This is a genomic window from Planctomycetota bacterium (assembly GCA_039819165.1).
Classification (GTDB): Bacteria; Planctomycetota; Phycisphaerae; order Phycisphaerales; family UBA1924; genus JAHCJI01.
Window position 1 is genome coordinate 2,140,991 of the sequence record JBCBSM010000001.1, and the last position, 16,980, is coordinate 2,157,970.

The 16,980-nt window shown below is 72.6% G+C and carries 14 protein-coding genes; 8 read left to right on the forward strand and 6 right to left on the reverse strand.

The window, feature by feature from the left end; genetic code table 11:
• Window positions 1-3: 3 nt before the first annotated feature.
• On the reverse strand, window positions 4-2,631 hold the full coding sequence (locus AAFX79_09365; protein ID MEO1008765.1) for an Rne/Rng family ribonuclease: 2,628 nt from the start codon (window positions 2,629-2,631) through the stop codon (window positions 4-6).
• Between the two features lie 267 nt (window positions 2,632-2,898).
• Complete coding sequence (ptsP, locus tag AAFX79_09370; GenBank protein ID MEO1008766.1) at window positions 2,899-4,653, reverse strand: phosphoenolpyruvate--protein phosphotransferase; 1,755 nt, start codon at window positions 4,651-4,653, stop codon at window positions 2,899-2,901.
• A 325-nt stretch (window positions 4,654-4,978) separates the two neighbouring features.
• Between ptsP and rho the strand changes: the two genes are divergently transcribed.
• The 4 genes from rho to AAFX79_09390 are packed head-to-tail and all read left to right on the forward strand — an operon-like array spanning window position 4,979 to window position 8,358.
• Complete coding sequence (rho, locus tag AAFX79_09375; GenBank protein ID MEO1008767.1) at window positions 4,979-6,217, forward strand: transcription termination factor Rho; 1,239 nt, start codon at window positions 4,979-4,981, stop codon at window positions 6,215-6,217.
• A gap of 8 nt (window positions 6,218-6,225) precedes the next feature.
• Window positions 6,226-7,047 carry a hypothetical protein gene (locus AAFX79_09380; protein ID MEO1008768.1) on the forward strand — a complete coding sequence of 274 codons (822 nt, stop codon included), beginning with the start codon at window positions 6,226-6,228 and terminating at the stop codon, window positions 7,045-7,047.
• A gap of 52 nt (window positions 7,048-7,099) precedes the next feature.
• Complete coding sequence (locus tag AAFX79_09385) at window positions 7,100-7,570, forward strand: hypothetical protein (protein ID MEO1008769.1); 471 nt, start codon at window positions 7,100-7,102, stop codon at window positions 7,568-7,570.
• A 23-nt stretch (window positions 7,571-7,593) separates the two neighbouring features.
• Window positions 7,594-8,358: a pyridoxine 5'-phosphate synthase gene (locus tag AAFX79_09390; GenBank protein MEO1008770.1), complete on the forward strand. Its 765-nt coding sequence runs from the start codon at window positions 7,594-7,596 to the stop codon at window positions 8,356-8,358.
• Window positions 8,359-8,424: 66 nt separating this feature from the next.
• Here the strand turns inward: AAFX79_09390 and lysS are convergent, their stop codons facing one another.
• The 3 genes from lysS to coaD form a co-directional block, all read right to left on the reverse strand.
• Window positions 8,425-10,077, reverse strand: coding sequence for a lysine--tRNA ligase (lysS, locus tag AAFX79_09395; GenBank protein MEO1008771.1), 1,653 nt, complete (start codon window positions 10,075-10,077; stop codon window positions 8,425-8,427).
• Between the two features lie 25 nt (window positions 10,078-10,102).
• Entirely contained in the window at window positions 10,103-10,909 is an 807-nt protein-coding gene (locus tag AAFX79_09400; protein ID MEO1008772.1) for a hypothetical protein, read from the reverse strand.
• 99 nt (window positions 10,910-11,008) lie between these two features.
• Window positions 11,009-11,572: a pantetheine-phosphate adenylyltransferase gene (gene coaD / locus AAFX79_09405; protein ID MEO1008773.1), complete on the reverse strand. Its 564-nt coding sequence runs from the start codon at window positions 11,570-11,572 to the stop codon at window positions 11,009-11,011.
• Window positions 11,573-11,962: 390 nt separating this feature from the next.
• On the opposite strand from coaD, the gene AAFX79_09410 reads away from it, so the two are divergent.
• Window positions 11,963-12,634: a GC-type dockerin domain-anchored protein gene (locus AAFX79_09410; GenBank protein MEO1008774.1), complete on the forward strand. Its 672-nt coding sequence runs from the start codon at window positions 11,963-11,965 to the stop codon at window positions 12,632-12,634.
• 4 nt (window positions 12,635-12,638) lie between these two features.
• On the opposite strand, the gene AAFX79_09415 is transcribed toward AAFX79_09410, so the two are convergent.
• Window positions 12,639-13,790, reverse strand: a complete 1,152-nt coding sequence (locus AAFX79_09415; GenBank protein MEO1008775.1) for a Nif3-like dinuclear metal center hexameric protein — start codon at window positions 13,788-13,790, stop codon at window positions 12,639-12,641.
• A gap of 38 nt (window positions 13,791-13,828) precedes the next feature.
• Here AAFX79_09415 and AAFX79_09420 point away from each other — a divergent pair, with 38 nt between their 5' ends.
• The 3 genes from AAFX79_09420 to AAFX79_09430 are packed head-to-tail and all read left to right on the forward strand — an operon-like array spanning window position 13,829 to window position 16,968.
• Window positions 13,829-14,725, forward strand: coding sequence for a hypothetical protein (locus AAFX79_09420; protein ID MEO1008776.1), 897 nt, complete (start codon window positions 13,829-13,831; stop codon window positions 14,723-14,725).
• A gap of 21 nt (window positions 14,726-14,746) precedes the next feature.
• Window positions 14,747-15,709, forward strand: a complete 963-nt coding sequence (locus tag AAFX79_09425; GenBank protein MEO1008777.1) for an ROK family protein — start codon at window positions 14,747-14,749, stop codon at window positions 15,707-15,709.
• Window positions 15,706-16,968, forward strand: a complete 1,263-nt coding sequence (locus AAFX79_09430; protein MEO1008778.1) for an amidohydrolase — start codon at window positions 15,706-15,708, stop codon at window positions 16,966-16,968. The genes AAFX79_09425 and AAFX79_09430 overlap by 4 nt, the downstream gene beginning before the upstream one ends.
• The last annotated feature ends 12 nt before the right edge of the window (window positions 16,969-16,980 follow it).

The following is a 16,980-nucleotide window of genomic DNA, read 5'->3' on the forward strand; positions in this document are numbered from 1 at the left end:
CCGCTAGCCCTCGCGTTCGGGCGGCGCGGGCGGGCCGCCCTTGGTCCGGCGGTGCGCCGCGTAGAGGAATCGGGGCCGCGAGCCGCCCGACGCCCGAGCCGGACGCGGCTCGATCAGCCCGGCGGCCGACTGCACCTCGACCTCGGGCTCCTCGTCGGAATCCTCGTCATCGGAGGCCTCGGGGTCGTCCACCTCGTCGACGACGAGTTCGTCGATGGGCTCATCCTCGACCGCCTCGTCCTCGATCTGCTCGACCGACGCCTCGTCGTCGAGCGTGTCCTCGATCGAACTCTCGCCTTCGGCCTCCTGGCGGCCCCTCGAGCGCCGACGCCCGCCGCGGCGGCGCCGGCGGCGACGCGGGCGGTCCTCGTCCTCCTCGCCATCCTCGGAGACCGCGACGGGCTCGTCCCGGTCCTCGTCCTCCTCGGCATCGTCGTCGCGGAGGGCCGACGCCAGCCGACGCGCCAGGGAGCCCGCGTCCTCGTCGCGCTCCTCGTCGGCGGACGCGCGATCGCCGTTGACCTCCGATGGGCGATCGGAGCCCCGGCGGCGACGCCTGCGCCGGCGGCGACGCGGGCGGTCCTCGTCCTCCTCGTCCTCGGACCCGCGCGCCTCGTCCGCGTCATCCACGTCGCGGGGCTCCGCATCCGCGGCCCGCTCGCGGGGCTCGGCGGCGTCCTCCCCGCCTCCACCGCGGCGGCGGCGACGACGGCGACGGCGGCGACGCGGGCCGTCGCGCTCGTCCTCGTCCTCCTCGTCGAAGTCCACGTCCAGCTCGATGGGGTGCGCCTCGGGCTCCGGATGGCCGTCGTCGGCGTCGTCGTGCGCGTCGTCGGCGTCGGGACGCGCCTGCATCTCGGCCAGCGGCGTGTCGCTATCGGCCAGGCCCTCGACCTCCTCCAGCAGCGTCTCGGGGTCGGGCAGCTTGGGCAGCTTCTCGAGGTTGATGTCCGAGCCCGCCTCGTCGTAGGCGTGCAGCACGAAGCGCTCCACCGCCATCGCGTCGCTCACGCGGACCTCGGCGATCACGCCCGTCTGCCGCTCGATGCGGCTGAGCTGCTTCCGCCGCCCGCTGAGCAGATGCGTCGCCACCGCGCCGCTGACGACCATCTCGACACGAGCGACCCTCGCGTAGCCGCAGAGCACCGCCAGCTCGCGCAGCGCCTCGGCCGCCACGCTATCGGGCCGGCGGACGACCCCCCGGCCGCGGCACATCGGGCACACCGCAAAGTGCGTCTGCTCGTGGCTCGATCGCATCCGCTGGCGGGTCATCTCCAGGATGCCGAACTCGCTGATGGGCAGGATCGTGCTGCGGGCCCGGTCCCGCCGCAGCCGCTCGGCGAAGCGCTCCTGCACGGCCTTGCGGTTCGAGGCGTGCCGCATGTCGATCAGGTCGTTGATGACCAGGCCGCCCAGATCCCGCAGCCGCAGCTGCCGGCAGATCTCGTCGACCGCCTCCAGGTTGGTCTTGAAGGCGTTGGTCTCGGCGTCGCGCGCCTTGCGGCTGCGGCCGCTGTTGACGTCGATGGCCACCAGCGCCTCGGTCTCGTCGATCACCAGCCGGCCACCGCTGGGCAGCGGCACCTCGCGGGCATTGATGTTCTGCACCTGCGCCTCGATGCCGAAGGCCGAGAAGATCGGCGTGACCGCCGTGAGCCGCTTCAGGCTGGGCCTGTTGCGGGGCGAGACGATCTTCAGGAAGCGCTCCGCCCGCGCCAGCGCGCCGGCATCATCGATGAGGATCTCCTCGACGCCCGAGCCCGCCAGGTCCCGCAGCGCCCGCAGCAGCAGGTCGCTCTCGGCGTACAGCGCCACCGGCGCCCTGCCGCCCTTCTGGCGGCCCTCCATGTCGCTCCACAGCCGCTTGAGGTACGCCAGGTCCCGCTTCAGCTCGGTCTTGGTGGCCTCCATGCCCGCGGTGCGGAGGATGAAGCCGAAGCCCTCGGGCAGGTCGAGCTGGTCGAGCACCTTCCGCATCGCGCGGCGCTGGTCCTCGTCCTCGACCTTGCGGCTCACGCCGACGTTGTCCATCCCCGGCATCATCACCAGGTAGCGACCGGGGATGGAGATGTAGCTCGTCAGCGTCGGGCCCTTGGTGCCCACGCCCTCCTTGAGCACCTGCACCATGATGCGATCGCCCGGCTTGAAGCACTTCTGGATGGGCGGCCGCTCGCGGCGGGGCGTCTTCTTGCCGACGCGCTCCGAGCCATCCCCGTTGTCGGGGAAGAACTTGGGGTGCACGTCGGTGGTGTGCAGGAAGCCGTGCTCGTCGAGCCCGAAGTCCACGAAGGCCGCCTGCACCGCCGTGTTGACGTTGCGGACCACGCCCAGGTAGATGTTGTTGACCCGGCTGACCGACTGGGTGCTCTCGGCGTGGTATTCCTCGAGCTTGCCGTCCTCGACGAAGGCGATGCGGCACTCGTCGCCGGGCGTGTAGTTGACGATCATCCGCGACGCGGGGGGCGCCTCGCCACCGCCGGTCTCGATCTGCGCCGTGGTGCGGGAGCCGCGGCCGCCCGAGCGGCCCCCTGAGCGGCTGCGCGTACGGCTCGCGGGCTTGCTGTCACTCTTCGTGTCGGCGGCCGCCGATGCGGCGCCGTTGTCGTCGGCCTTCGAGGGCTTGCGTGCCATGGGCGAATGGTCCTCTCGGGAGCCCACGCCACGCCCCGGCTCCGCGGCCGGCGACGCCACACCCGGGGGCGGCGATCGGGCCTGCTGGAACGCTGCAAGGGGCCATCGTGGGGGCTCCGCTGGTGTCCGTTGGTGTCGTGCGAGGCCGCCCGCTCGGATACGCATCGGGCGAGTCGGCCACGCGGTGTATCGGCCCGATCGACGGGCCCGCGTTGCTTGTCGGCGTCCGGCCGCAGCGGCCAACGCACCGGTCTGCCCGCCGGCGGCTCAATCCTCGGTGGAATCGAACGCCTCGGGCACGCTCTCCCGCAGCCGCTCCCGCACGAAGGCGGTCACGTCGGCGGCCGACTCCAGGGACATCGCCCGGCGAGCCAGCCGCATGCACTCTTCCGCGGACACGCTCCGCACGAGCCGCTTGAGCTGCGGGATCGAGTACGACCCGACAGAAAGCGTACGCACGCCCAGCCCGATCAGCAATGCCGCGAAGTCGATCTCGCCCGCCGATTCCCCGCAGCAGGACACCGGCACGTCCCGATAGCGGGCCCCCCGCATGACTTCCCGGACCAGCCGGAGCACCGCCGGGTGCATCGAGGTGAACAGGTCGGCCACCTGCTCGTTGGTGCGGTCCACCGCCAGGGTGTACTGCACCAGGTCGTTGGTGCCGATCGAGAAGAAGGCCGCGTCGCGGGCGAAGGTCGACGCCGTCACCGCCGCCGCGGGCACCTCCACCATGATGCCCATGGCCGCATCGGCGTCGAAGGGCTTGCCCTCCTCGGCCAGGTCCTCCATCACGTCTCGCACGATCGACTTGGCCCGCCGCAGCTCCTGCACCGTCGTCACCAGCGGGAACATGATCTTCAGCGGTCCCTCGGCGCTCGCCCGCAGCAGCGCCCGCAGCTGCGTCTTGAACATGCCCAGGTTGCTCAGGCAGTACCGGATCGACCGGTTGCCCAGGAACGGGTTGCGCTCGGGCAGCTCGACGCGGTGCTGCGTGTACTTGTCGGCCCCCAGGTCCACCGTGCGGATGACCAGCTCCCGGCCTTCCAGCTTGCGGACGCACCGCAGGTAGGCCTCGAGGTGCTCCTCCTCGGTGGGCTCGCGGTCCCGCGTGAGATACAAGAACTCGGTGCGGTAGAGCCCGACGCCCTCGCCGCCGGCCTCGAGCACCTGGTCGATCTCGTCGGGGAACTCGATGTTGCCCAAGAGGCGGATCGCGACGCCGTCGGTGGTCGTGCCGCTCTCGGCGGCCTGCTCGCGGAGCACCGTCCGCCGCTGCTCGAAGCGTTGCTTGCGGGTCAGGTATCGCTCGAGCTGCTCCTCGGTGGGGTCGAGGATCACCGTGCCCTCGCCGCCGTCGACGATCAGCGTGACGTTCTCGTCGGCCAGCTCGGCCACGCCCCGCACGCCCACGACCGCCGGAATGCCCAGCGCCCGCGCGACGATGGCGGTGTGGCTCGTCCGCCCGCCACGATCGGTCACGAATCCGCGCACCAGATCCCGGTCGAAGCTGGCCGCCTGCGACGGGGTCAGGTCGTCGGCGACCACGATCGCCGGGTTGCGCAGGTCGTCCAGCTGGCGGTTGTGCTCGCCCATCAGGTGGCTGAGCACGCGGTTGCGCAGGTCCTCCAGATCGTTGACCTTGGTCGTGAACGCCGAGTCGCCCATCGCCTGGAAACGCCGAGCCCAGTCGCCGAAGGTCGCGTCGACGGCGTGCTCGGCGGCCATGTGCCGCTCGCCGATCCGCTCGAAGATCGGATCCCGCAGCGAGGGGTCCTGCAGCACGCCGATGTGGAACAGGAAGATCTTGGCGGCCTCGGCACCCATCGCCCGCTCGGCCCGCTCCTTGACCTCCTCGAGCTCCACGACCGACGCGTGCAACGCCGATTCGGCCCGCTCCGCTTCGGCGGCCGACGCCGACGAGGGCGTGTAGCGGCGGACCACGCGGCGGGCCTCGTCCTCGAGCAGGAAGGCCGGCCCGATCACCAGGCCGGGCGATACCGCGATGCCGCGAAGGATCTCCACCGGCTCCCTTCCGCCGATCGCGCGAGGCCGCAACGCCCCGCACGCCGGACACACCCCGATAACACGCCCGCACCCCGCAAACCGCGAGGATAGCCGAATCCGTGGCCACTCGCCATGCGTAGCGGCGACCGGAGAGCCCGTGGCATAAGGGAGATTCCGAGCCCGCACGCCCCGCGTTGACACGCGAACCCGGCGGGCCTCTGATTTCACGAAGGGCAGGGTGTGACCGACGCACCCCGCCGAGACCGATACAACCCCAGCCGATCCGCGCATCGGTGGCCCCGGTCGGGCCGCGGCACGCGTGGGTCCTGCGGACGAACATCACATGACGACCTACACCGGCCTGGTGGACGTGCCACGGCGCGGCGAGGCCCGGCTTCGGGAAGTGGCCGGGGACACCGTGCGTTTCCGAGAGGACGACCCCGTCCTGCCCAGACGCCTCCTCGAGGCCCACGCCCTCCGCCCCGGCTCGCGGGTCGAGGCCGAGGCCGGCACGCGCCGGGTTGCGGTCCAGGGGCCCTCGAAGAACAACCGCCGCCGCGGCCGCAACGCCAGCCGCCGGCCCACGCCCACCACCGACGCCCCGCTGCTCGAGCACGTCTGCGCCATCGAGGGCGCCCCGCCCGAGGACGCCACCGACCCCACGCCCTTCGAGGAGCTCACCACCATCGACCCGCAGCCGCGGATGGTCCTGGAGCACCGGGGCTGTGCGCCCGCCTGCCGGCTGGTCGACCTGTTCTGCCCCATCGGCTTCGGCCAGCGAGCGATGATCGTCAGCCCGCCCAAGGCCGGCAAGACCACGCTGCTCAAGGACATCGCCACCGCCGTCCTGCGCAACCACCAGGACACCGAGCTGCTCGTGCTGCTCGTCGACGAGCGGCCCGAGGAGGTCACCGACTTCCGCCGCTCGCTCACCGGCCACGACGCCGGCGACCCCGATCGCCCGTGGGACAGCGGCCGCGTCACCGTCGTGGCGTCCAGCGCCGACCACGAGGCCGAGCGGCACATCCAGGTCGCCACGCTCACGATGGAGCGCTGCAAGCGGCTCGTCGAGATGGGCAAGGACGTGGTGCTCATCCTCGATTCGCTGACCCGGCTGGGCCGGGCGTTCAACCGCTCCCGCGAGCACGCCTCCAGCGGCCGCACGCTCTCGGGCGGCATCGATAGCAAGGCCCTCGAGATCCCCCGGCAGCTCTTCGGGTCGGCCCGCCAGACCGAGGAGGCCGGCTCGCTCACCATCATCGCGACGGCGCTGGTCGATACCGGCGGCCAGGGCGACCAGGTCATCTTCGAGGAGTTCAAGGGCAGCGGCAACATGGAGCTCATCCTCGACCGCAAGGTCGCCGAGCGGCGGCTGTTCCCGGCGATCAACCTCGCCGCCAGCGGCACCCGCAAGGAGGACCTGCTCATGCCCAAGCAGGAACTCGAGACCGTCAACGCCCTCCGACGCCGGCTGCTCAGCATGCCCCCGCCCATGCAGATCGAACAGTTGCTGGGCGCCATCAACCGCTTCGGCACCAACGCCGAGCTCATCGGCCTGAAGACAGAGGCCGCCTCGGCGTAGGCGTAACCGTGACCGCGGTCCCGCACGCCGGCGGCATCGATCCACCCCCGCACGCGGCCGACGCGATGGACCTGCTCGTCGACGGCACGCACTTCGTGCTCGTCCGCCGCCACGGCGTGGTCCGCGAACGGATCATGATCGGCGGCGTGGCCGACCCCGACGACCCCGACGCGCCGCCACCCGGCCTCGCGCTCACCGCACACCGCGATCGCCGCCTCGCCCAGCAGTTCGCGGTGGGCATGCTGGCGACGGCGACGGCGCTCATGGGCATCGCGGCCGTCACGCACCTGGGCCGCTTCCACCCGCCGCTGGCGGCGCTCACCCTCGTCGCCGCCGTCTTCGCGTGCATCGCGATGGTCGCGGCGCTCCGGCCCCGCTGGGCGATGCACCTGCTCGACCCGCTGCCGGGCGCGGACGACCGCCCGCCGCTCTTGGCCATCGAGGAGCGCACGGCGCGGGCCCGCACCTTCGAGCTCTTCGACGAGGAACGCAACCCGCTCGGGCTCGTCCGACGCCGCATGGGACGCTGGCGGCTGCTCCGCGGCGAGGGCGCGCCCGAGATCACCGCGCGCATCGCCCGCAAGCGGATGCACGCCGGCGCGGTGGTGGCGGTGCTGCTGCCCGGGCCCATCGGCGTGATGCTCGCCCTCCGTGCGCCGTGGTCGGGCATCGAGTTCCTGGAGGGCAAGACGCCCATCGCTCACGCGACGCGCATCGACGCCGAGCACGCCATGGCGCTGCACATCGTGCCCGGCCACGTCGGCGACATCGATCGACGCCACCTGCTCGCGCTGGCCTGCCTCGTGCTCTCGATGGAGGCGAACCGATAGTCGCGGCTTACGAATCGATGCTGGTGGGTACTGGGCACATCACAGTCTCGGGATGAGCACCTCGAAGAAATGGCGACGCGTGGCTGTGCTGTTGCTCGGAGCGGCGGCGGCCATGATCTCGTTGTCGGTACTGCCGCGGCTCATAGCGCCCACCCCCGAACGCATCGTCTACGGCGGCATTCTCCCGGAGGCGGCCGCCAGAGTGAGCCTCGCTGTGTATGACGACACCGACGCCGACGTCGAGGCGGTCCTCCGCGAAGCACTCGACGAAATGGAGAGCAGCGGGTTCGGTGGCGCGGACTTATATCAAAAGCTCGATCTCTATTTTGAGCCAGATCCATCGCTGTGGTGGACATCCGATGCGGAGCAGACGCCGGAGTTCTTGCTTCTCAACATGGCACCCGCCAAGCGGCGAGGAGAAGTGGGCTTCGAAGCGCTAACGCCGAGTCGGGGAGTTCGCATGCTGCCAGCTACGAGAGCCGAGCAAGCACGACTGGAACTGGCCCGCCTGGACCGAGGCTAAGTACGAGAACGCTATCCTCGCCCATGATCCAGCTGGGCGTCAACATCGACCACGTCGCCACCGTCCGCCAGGCCCGCCGCGGCGCCGAGCCCGACCCCGTCCGCGCCGCGCACGAGGCCGAGATCGGCGGGGCCGACGGCATCACGGTGCACCTCCGCGAGGACCGCCGCCACGTCCAGGACCACGACGTCCGCCGGCTGCGGGACACCGTCAACGTCAAGCTCAACCTGGAGATGGCCGCCACCGACGAGATGATCGCCATCGCCCGCGAGCTGCGGCCGCATACCGCCATGCTCGTCCCCGAGGGCCGCCGGGAGATCACCACCGAGGGCGGGCTGGACGTCGCGGGCCAGCCCGAGGCGATGCGGGCCGCCGCCGGACGCCTCCGCGACGCCGGCCTGATCGTCAGCGCCTTCATCGATCCCGATCCGCGGCAGGTCGAGGCCGCGCACGCCGCGGGCTTCGACGTGTGCGAGGTGCATACCGGGCCCTACGCCCACGCCTTCGCCGATTGCGGCGGCGACTTCCGCCGCCGGGAGCTCCGCGATGCCCTGGACGCCATCGCGGCCGCGGGTGACGCCATCCGCCAGCGCGGCATGCGCTTCAACGCGGGCCACGCGCTCAACTACCACAACGTCGCTCCCGTGGCGGCCCTGCCCGGCATCGAGGAGCTCCACATCGGCCACGCCATCGTCAGCCGCGCCATCTACGTCGGCCTGCGCGCCGCGGTGGCCGACATGAAGCGCCTGATGACCGAGGCGGCGACGCCGTCCGAGCCGCGTGCGTGAGCACGCGGCCATGTCTTGGTTATTCGTCTTGCCACGCGATCAGTTTGACAGCGTTGATCCGCGTGCTCACGCACGCGGCTCGGTTGGACTACCTTCCGGCCGCATGAACGGGAACGGCAGCACGTCGCGGATGCTCGGGGCGCCGGTCAGCAGCATCGCCAGGCGGTCGATGCCCAGCCCCAGCCCGCCCGCGGGCGGCATGCCCACCCGCAGCGCACGCAGGAAGTCCTCGTCCAGCGTGCGGAAGGTGTCCTCCTCATCGTCGGCGCCCGCGAGCTGCTCGCGGAACTTGGCCTCCTGCACGTCGGGATCGTTCAGCTCGGTGTAGGCCGGCCCGATCTCCATCCCCGCGATGAAAAGGTCCCAGCGGCCCGCAACGTCCGGGTTGTCGCGGTGCGGCCGGGTCAGCGGGCTGATGGCGCTCGGGTAGTCGGTCACGAACGTCGGCCGGTTGCCGTCCAGCAGCGGCTCGGCCGCGTGCTCGAACAGCGCGTTGACCGCCAGCCAGTGGTCGGTGCCGGCCTCGATGCCGTGCTTGGCGGCCGCGGCTTGGACCTTCGCCTCGTCGAACATGTCGAAGCCCAGCGCCCGCTCGAAGAGCGTCCCGAAGGCGACTCGCTCGAAGGGCGAGGCGTAGTCCACCGCGTGGCCCTCCCACGGCATGGCCGACGGCGTGATCGGTGCGCCGCCCTCCGCCGCGTGCAGATCCTGGTACAGCGGCTCGGCACAGGCGGTCTCGGCCAGCTGCCGCACGAGCGCCTCGGTTAGCTCGAGCATGCTCTCGCTGTCGCCGAAGGCCTCGTAGGCCTCCATCGAGGTGAACTCGGGGTTGTGCCGGCGGCTGAGCCCCTCGTTGCGGAAGTTGCGGGACATCTCGAACACCCGCGGCATGCCCGCCACCAGCAGCCGCTTGAGGTACAGCTCGGGCGCGATCCGCAGGTACAGGTCCATGTCCAGGGCGTTCATGTGCGTGACGAAGGGCCGCGCCGCGGCGCCGCCGGCCTGGGGCTGGAGCACCGGCGTCTCGACCTCGACGAAGCCCCGCTCCTCCATGAACGCCCGCACTGCCCGCACCAGCCGCGTGCGCAGCCGAAGCTGCGCCATCGCCTCGGGGTTGGACCACAGGTCGACGTACCGACGGCGGTACCGCGCCTCGACGTCGGTGAGCCCCTCGTGCTTCGCCGGCGGCGGCTCGACCGACTTCGACGCCGGCCGAACGTCGCTCGCCCAGATGGTGACCTCGCCCGCCCGCGTCCGCATCAGCGGACCCTCGACGACCACGATGTCGGCCAGGTCGGTGAGCTTGGCGACCTCGAAGCCCGCCTGGGTGCAGTCCCGCTTGCTGACGGCGATCTGCAGGTCGCCGCTGGAGTCCCGCAGGTTCATCCACACAAGCTTGCCGCCGTCGCGGTGCAGCACGACCCGGCCCGCGACGGTGACCCGCGGCCGCTGGTCGACGACCGCCGGCAGCGCATCGCCGGTCGCCTGCGGGTCGGCCTTGCGGGCCTCCTTGCGGGCGGCCTCGGACGCCTGGTGCGCCGCGTCGGCGGCCTCGTCGTAGAGCGCAGCAGCATCCACCAGCGGCCGCACGCCGGCCTCGCGCTGTCCGTAGGGATCCAGCCCCAGTTCGGCCACGCGGTCGCGATTGGCGCGACGCTGCGCCGCGTACTCGCCGTCGGCCTGGGTCTCGTTCGGGGCGTCGCTCGATGCTGCGGTCATGGGACCGCGATGCTAGGAAGTCGCCCTAGGACCCCGGCGGCTCCCGGGAGCCCACCCCGCGGACGCCGTCGTCCCGCGGGCCGTCGGTGCTCGCCAGCGCGGGCGTCGCGTGCGTGCGGCACCACATCTCCAGCCGCCCGCCGACGCACCGCACCGCGACCAGCTCGACGCGGCGGCCGTCGCCCAGCGCCTGCTCCGCGGAGGTCAGCAGCGGCTCGCGGCCCTCCAGGGCCCGCAGCAGCGCCTCGGTCTCCGGCAGGTCCCGCAGCGCGGGCGGCACGTAGTCCTCGCTGTTCTGCCGCGCGTGCGCCAGCAGCACGCCCGCGGGCAGCGTGAGCCGGCCCAGGCTGACCGACCGCGCGGGCAGCCACAGCGCACCATCGTCATCGACGATGGGTTCGACCACCGCCCACACGAAGCGCTCGCCGTCGGGCATCATCAGCCGCACGCCGATGGCCAGCTCGTCGTTGACGAACTCGACCTGGATCTCGCCCAGCTCCTGCGGCCACTCCTCGAGCTCCCACCGCGACGCCACCCATTCGCGCATCTTGGTGTTGATCCACGCGTTGGCGTCGGGCGCTCGCACCCACACGTGCCAGGGCCCGTCCTCGCCCTCGCGGGGCTTGTAGAGCGCATTCCACAGGCTGTTCTCGATCGCGACGGCCGTCTGCACCGTCCGCGGATCGTCGGCCCGCACCGTCCGCCACCACTTGGGCGCCTGGTGGGCCAGCGAGATCGACACCATCACCGCGGCGGTGAGCACCGCCACGACGACCAACGCGCCGAGGACCAGCCAGCGCCGCAGCGACGAGATCCGGATCCGTCCGGGCATGCTGCTGCAATGGTGGCCCCGACGGCCGGGCCGATCAACCACCCGCTCACCCATATTCACTTGCCCGTCGCAACTCGCGGCGGCGCACGATGTTGGGGCTCAGCCGTCGCCGCCGGGGTCGCGATCGTCGCGGAGCTGAGCCAGCAGCGGGTGGTCCCGCTTGCGCCGCAGCGCCTCGATCACCGTGGGCGGCACCATCGTCTCGAGCACCGACGGGTCCTTGCCCATCGCCGCGATCTGGCGGATCAGGCTCGAGCTGATGTACGCGAAGCTCTCGCCGGCGACCATGAACGCCGTCTCCAGCCCCGCCAGCTGGCGATTGGTGACCGCCTGCTGCACCTCGTACTGCAGGTCCGAGAGGTTCCGCACCCCCCGCAGCAGCGCCGCGGCGCCCACCTCCACGGCGAAGTCCACCGTCAGCCCGTCGAAGACCTCCACCCGCACGGGCGCGTGATCGGGCTCGCGGCGGCACAGCTCGTCGACCAGCGTCCGCGCCATCGATCGCCGCTCGTCGGCCGAGAACAACTGCGGCTTGGAGGGGTTGTGGCCGATCGCGACCACCAGCTCGTCGAACAGCGTCCGCCCCCGGCGGATGACGTCGAGGTGGCCGTAGGTGATCGGATCGAACGAGCCCGGGTAGATCGCGATGTGATGCCTCGCCACGCCCGATGCTACCAGCACCCCGCGGCCGGCACGCCGCGGCGTGCCGGGGTGGCCTGTGCGGGTCGTGCGGCCTGGGGCGGGCGGGGAGGCGGCTTCGGCCGACCGAGCGACCGGCGAGATTGCCCCCCGGCCGGGCGGATTGCACATTTGGGGTGTTGGCCATCGGCCTTAGGCCGTGCCCGGTCGATTCCCGGGGTCCATGTGGGCCCTGCGCCCGGGCAACCGTGGCCGCATCCCCCTGCACCGGCCCCTCGCCGCTTGGGCGGCGAGGGGCTTTTTCGTGCCCCGGCGGCACGGCCCTTGTGATACACCCCGAGATTCGGTAGTCTCTGTGCGAGCGGCGTGTCATCGCGGCGCGCCAGATCCAACGCAAACGCGGGGGTTAGAGACATGCGCATCGCATCCATGCTGGCGGCCGGCGCCATCGCCGGGGGCTCCGTTCTTGCCGACGAGCAGGTCTTCTACGGCGACGCCGACGGCTTCGGCTTCGGCGCGCCGGAGGTCGACGGCGCCCTGTGGCGCGACGGCCTGGGCGGGGTCTTCTTTACCGACTACCGCGACGCCGGCGATATCGCCTCGGCGCCGATGACCGACTGGTGGGACGCGTTCGGCACGCAGACGTGGACATTCGACTACGACCCGAGCGGCATCGACTCGGCCAATCTGCACTTCTACGCCGCCGGTTATGGCGACTTCACCGGCCCGGCGGAGGTCTTCGTGGAGGGCACGCTGCTGGCGACGCTCGACTTTGCCGGCCAGTTCCAGACGACCCACATCATCGACCTGGACGTGCCGACCGGCCTCCTCGATGGGTCCACCAGCGTGGAGTTCCGCACGCCGGACGGCGACGGCTACATCGTCGATTACGCCCGCCTCGATCTCATCGGCGACGACTGCCGCGTCGATCTCGACGGCGACGGCGAGCTCACCATCTTCGATTTCCTCGAATTCCAGAACCTCTTCGACGCCGGCGATCCGGCCGCCGACTTCGACGGCGACGGCTCGCTGACGATCTTCGACTTCCTCGAATTCCAGAACGAGTTCGACGTCGGCTGCGGCTGAACTTCTACATCCACGCGAACGGCTTGGCGTCCGCCATCGAGACGACGAACTCGGCGGCGGGCATCGCCTCGGCCAGCCGATCCCGCAGCCGGGGCAGGTAGCCCCGCTCGGTGTTGGTGTGGCCCGCCAGCAGCACGCCGCAGCTGCGCCGCAGCAGGCCGAGGGCCTCGTGGTGGCTCATCTCGCCGGTGACGAACAGCTCGCAGCCGGCGGCGACCGCGGCCTCGCCCAGCGACGCCCCCGCGCCCGGGCACACGCCGACGACGCGGACCGCCTCGCCGGCGTCGCCGCTCGCCGCCGCCACCTTCACCGCCGGGATGCCCAGGAACGCCTTGAGCCGCTCGGCGATCTCCGCGGGCGACGCCGGCCGATCGAGCACGAGCCGCCGCCCCGCGCCCGCGTGCCGCACGGGCCCGGGCAGCAGCTCGTACAGGTCGATCGCGGGCTCTTCGTACGGATGGAACTGCCGCAGCGTCTCGATCGCGATCGCCAGCGCCTTGCGGGAGCAGACCATCTCCAGCCGCAGCTCGGGCGCCCGCTCGAAGGTGCCCGCCGCCCCGACCGCCGGCGACGTGCCCTCGCCGCCCAGGAAGGTGCCCACGCCCTCGGCCGCGAACGAGCAGGCCGAGTAGGCGCCGATGCGGCCCGCGCCGGCGCTCGCCAGCGCGTTGCGGAGCTGGTCGGCGTCCTTCGCGGGCACGAAGGTGACGATCTTGACCTCCTGCGTCGGTGGCCGCTCCAGCTGCGGCTCGAGCGCCCGCACGTCGCCGGCGATCGTCCCCTCCTCCATCGAGCCGCTGATCGCCTCGCACAGCCAGTCGGTCATCCCGCCGGCGGCCGCATCCAGGCTGCTGTGCGGGCTGACGACCGCCATGCCAGCCGCCACCGCCTCGAGCAGCATGCGGCCCATCGCCGTCTCGTCGGTCAGCCGCTGGATGGGCCGGAAGATCGGCGGGTGGTAGCACAGCAGCGCCGAGGCGCCCAGGCCCACCGCCTCGGCCAGCACCGCCTCGGACAGGTCGATGGTCAGCACCACCGGCCCCGCCAGCTCGTGCGTTCGCGCGCCCACCAGCAGCCCGACGTTGTCCCACGCGCCGGCGTAGCGCAGCGGCGCGATCGCCTCAAGCCCGCCCATCAGGTCGCCCACGCTTGCCATTGCCGCGATGGTAGAGGCACGCCTCGCTACCGTCGGCCGTGACGCGGACGCTCCGCCTGCGGGCCCACGCCAAGCTCAACCTCGCGCTCGCGGTAGCGCCCGCCGAGCCACCGGGCTCGCCCCGGGCCGGCTGGCACCGCATCTGCTCGTGGATGCACGCCATCGAGCTGCACGACGACGTCGAGATCTCCCTCGACCCGGCGCTCGACGCACCCGTCGTCGGCGTCCGCTGGGCCGACGACGCGCCGCGGCACGCGGGCGAGCCCGTGGCCTGGCCAACCCAGAGCGACCTGGCCGCCCGCGCGATGGCCGCGGTCGCCGACGCCGCCGGCGGCATCCCGCCCGTCCGCATCGCCGTCCGCAAGCGGATCCCCGACGGCGGCGGGCTGGGCGGGGGTTCGGCCGACGCGGCCGCCGTCCTCCGGGGCCTCGACGCGCTCCTGGAGCTCGGGCTGGGCCGCGTACGCCTCGGCGAGCTGGCCGCCGGCCTGGGCAGCGACGTGGCGTTCTTCCTCGACGACGGCCCGACGGACGCGCCGCCGAGGCCCGCGATCGTGTCGGGCTTCGGAGACGCCATCGAGCGGCTCGGGCCCGTCGAGGCCGACGTTTCGCTCTTCTGCCCGGGCTTCGGCTGCCCGACGGCCGAGGTCTATGCCGCCTTCGACGCCGCGCACCCGCCGGCCTTCCGGGATGCCGACGTCCGCCGGCTCGCGTCGGCCACGCCCGAAGGTGCGACGCTCTTCAACGACCTGGCGCCCGCGGCCGAACGCGTCCGCCCGCCGCTCGCGGAGGTCCGCCGACGCCTGGCCGCGGCGCACGAAGCGCCCGTGCGCCTGACCGGCAGCGGCTCGACGCTGTTCGCGCTCTCGCCGCACGCCGCCGACGCCTGGCGACACACCAGCGACGGCGTTGCGCTCCGAACGCGGCTGGTGTAAGTCTCGCTACGATAAGGGCGTATGAGCGATGCACCCGGCCAATCCCGGCTACCCGCCTCACCAGCACTCTCGCCCAACCAGCTGCTCGTTGGCGTCGACGTCGGCGCCACGGGCTCGCGCGCGGGCGTAGTGGACGCGGCGGGCCACGTGCTCGGCCGCGCCAAGCGCGAGACCCCTCGCGACCCCGCCGACGCCGCCCGCGTCGTCGCCGAGATCGTCCGCGAGGCGTGCCAGGCCGCCGGCATCGCGGTCCCGCCCCGCCTGGGCATCGGGGTGCCGGGGCCGGTCGCCCGGAACGCCATCACCGCCGCCGTCAACCTTGGGTGGCGTGACGTGCCCTTCGCACGCCTCGCCGCCGAACAACTCGGGGTGCCCTGCACGCTGCTCAACGACGTCGACGCCGCCGCCCGCGCCGAGCACCAAGCCGGGGCGGCGGCGGGCCAGTCCGACGTGCTCGCCGTCTGGATCGGCACGGGCGTCGGCGGCGGCGCGATCCTGGGCAACACGCCCCTCGCCGGGGCCTGCGGCGTCGCCGCCGAGATCGGCCACGCCGTCATCGACGTGCACGCACCCCCGGATCGCCGGCTGGTCGAGCACCGCTGCTCCCGCCGGGCCATCCTCGGCGAGATCCGCCTGCGCGTCGACCGCGGGGGCGCCACGGCCCTCCGCGAGGTCGCCCCCGCCGCCGTCGCCGACGCCTACCGCGCGGGCGACGATCTCGTCGCGGGCGTGGTCGACGAGGCCATGGACGTGCTCGGCGCCGCCGTCGCGAGCGCCTGCGCCATCCTCGGCACCCGCTTCGTCGTGGTGGGCGGCGCCCTCGCCGAGATGCTGGGCCCCGCCGTGTGCGACCGCGTCGGCCGCGCCGCCAACGCCGACGCCTTCCCGCCCGGCAGCGACATCGACGTGCGGCTGAGCGCCTTCGGCGACGACGCGGGGCTCATCGGGGCCGCCTTCGCCGCGGCGAATACCATCCCCGCATGACGACCGCCCCCGCCTCGCCCGCCGCACCAGCGATCCCCGCCGATATGTCCGCCGCTCAGACCGACCTCCGCGCCGCCATCGCCGCCGACGCCGGGCGGCTAGCGGCCCTCCGCCGCGACATCCACGCCCACCCCGAGCTGGGCTTCGCCGAGCACCGCACCGCGGGCCTGATCGCGAAGGAGCTGGCCGACCTCGGCATCGAGCACAAGACGGGCATGGCACGCGGCACGGGCGTGCTGGGGTACCTGCCCGCGGCGACGCCAACGGCCACCACCATCGCCCTGCGGGCCGACATCGACGCCCTGCCCATCGAGGAACGCACCGGCAAGCCCTACGCCTCGACCAACCCCGGCGTCATGCACGCCTGCGGCCACGACGGCCACACCACCATCCTGCTGGGCGCCGCCCGCGCACTCGCCTCGTTGAGCGATCGGCCCCACAACGTCCTGTTCGTCTTCCAGCCGGCCGAGGAGGGCGGCGGCGGCGGCGAGAAGCTCTGCGACGAGGGCGCCCTCGCCGGCGCGGCGGGCGGCGGGCTGGGCGAGCCCGCAACCATGATCTACGGGCTGCACGGCTGGCCCCGCATGCAACTGGGCCACGCCGGCAGCCGCCCCGGGCCGCTGCTGGCCTCCACCGACGAGTTCGACATCACCGTCTCGGGCGTCGGCGGCCACGCCGCCATGCCCCACCTGGCCCGCGACCCCATCGTCGCCGCCAGCGCCGTCGTGCTCGCGCTGCAGACCATCGCCGCGCGGTCCATCAGCCCCGTCGACGCCGGCGTCTGCACCGTCGGCCAGTTCAACGCGGGCACCGCCGACAACATCATCCCCGAGTCCGCGCGGCTCTCGGGCACCGTCCGCGCGCTCACCGACGAGACCCGCGCGCTCCTCGAGGCCCGCGTTCGCGAGATCGCCGCGAGCGTGTCCACCGCCCACGGCTGCACCGCTGCCGTCGATTGGCACACGGGCTACCCCGTCACCCGCAACCACGAGGCCGCCACCGACCGCTTCTTCGGCATCGCCCGCCGCACCATCGGCGAGGCCAGCACCGAACTCGTCCCCGAGCCCAGCATGGGCGGCGAGGACTTCAGCTACTACGGCCGGCACATCCCGGCCTGCTTCTTCCTGCTGGGCACGCTGCCCGCCGGAGCCGACCCCGACCGCGTGCCCCTGCTGCACCAGCCCGAGTTCGACTTCAACGACGACGCCATCCCCGTCGGCGTCGAGCTCATGTGCGCCATGGCCACCGCGAACGCCTGAGCGCACGCCCAA

Coding starts and splice junctions, on each gene's coding strand:
- AAFX79_09400 (MEO1008772.1), bottom strand. CDS start 10,909: ATGCCCGGACGGATCCGGATCTCGTCGCTGCGGCGCTGGCTGGTCCTC.
- AAFX79_09425 (MEO1008777.1), top strand. CDS start 14,747: ATGAGCGATGCACCCGGCCAATCCCGGCTACCCGCCTCACCAGCACTC.
- AAFX79_09390 (MEO1008770.1), top strand. CDS start 7,594: ATGATCCAGCTGGGCGTCAACATCGACCACGTCGCCACCGTCCGCCAG.
- lysS (MEO1008771.1), bottom strand. CDS start 10,077: ATGACCGCAGCATCGAGCGACGCCCCGAACGAGACCCAGGCCGACGGC.
- AAFX79_09430 (MEO1008778.1), top strand. CDS start 15,706: ATGACGACCGCCCCCGCCTCGCCCGCCGCACCAGCGATCCCCGCCGAT.
- AAFX79_09385 (MEO1008769.1), top strand. CDS start 7,100: ATGAGCACCTCGAAGAAATGGCGACGCGTGGCTGTGCTGTTGCTCGGA.
- AAFX79_09415 (MEO1008775.1), bottom strand. CDS start 13,790: ATGGCAAGCGTGGGCGACCTGATGGGCGGGCTTGAGGCGATCGCGCCG.
- rho (MEO1008767.1), top strand. CDS start 4,979: ATGACGACCTACACCGGCCTGGTGGACGTGCCACGGCGCGGCGAGGCC.
- AAFX79_09410 (MEO1008774.1), top strand. CDS start 11,963: ATGCGCATCGCATCCATGCTGGCGGCCGGCGCCATCGCCGGGGGCTCC.
- AAFX79_09365 (MEO1008765.1), bottom strand. CDS start 2,631: ATGGCACGCAAGCCCTCGAAGGCCGACGACAACGGCGCCGCATCGGCG.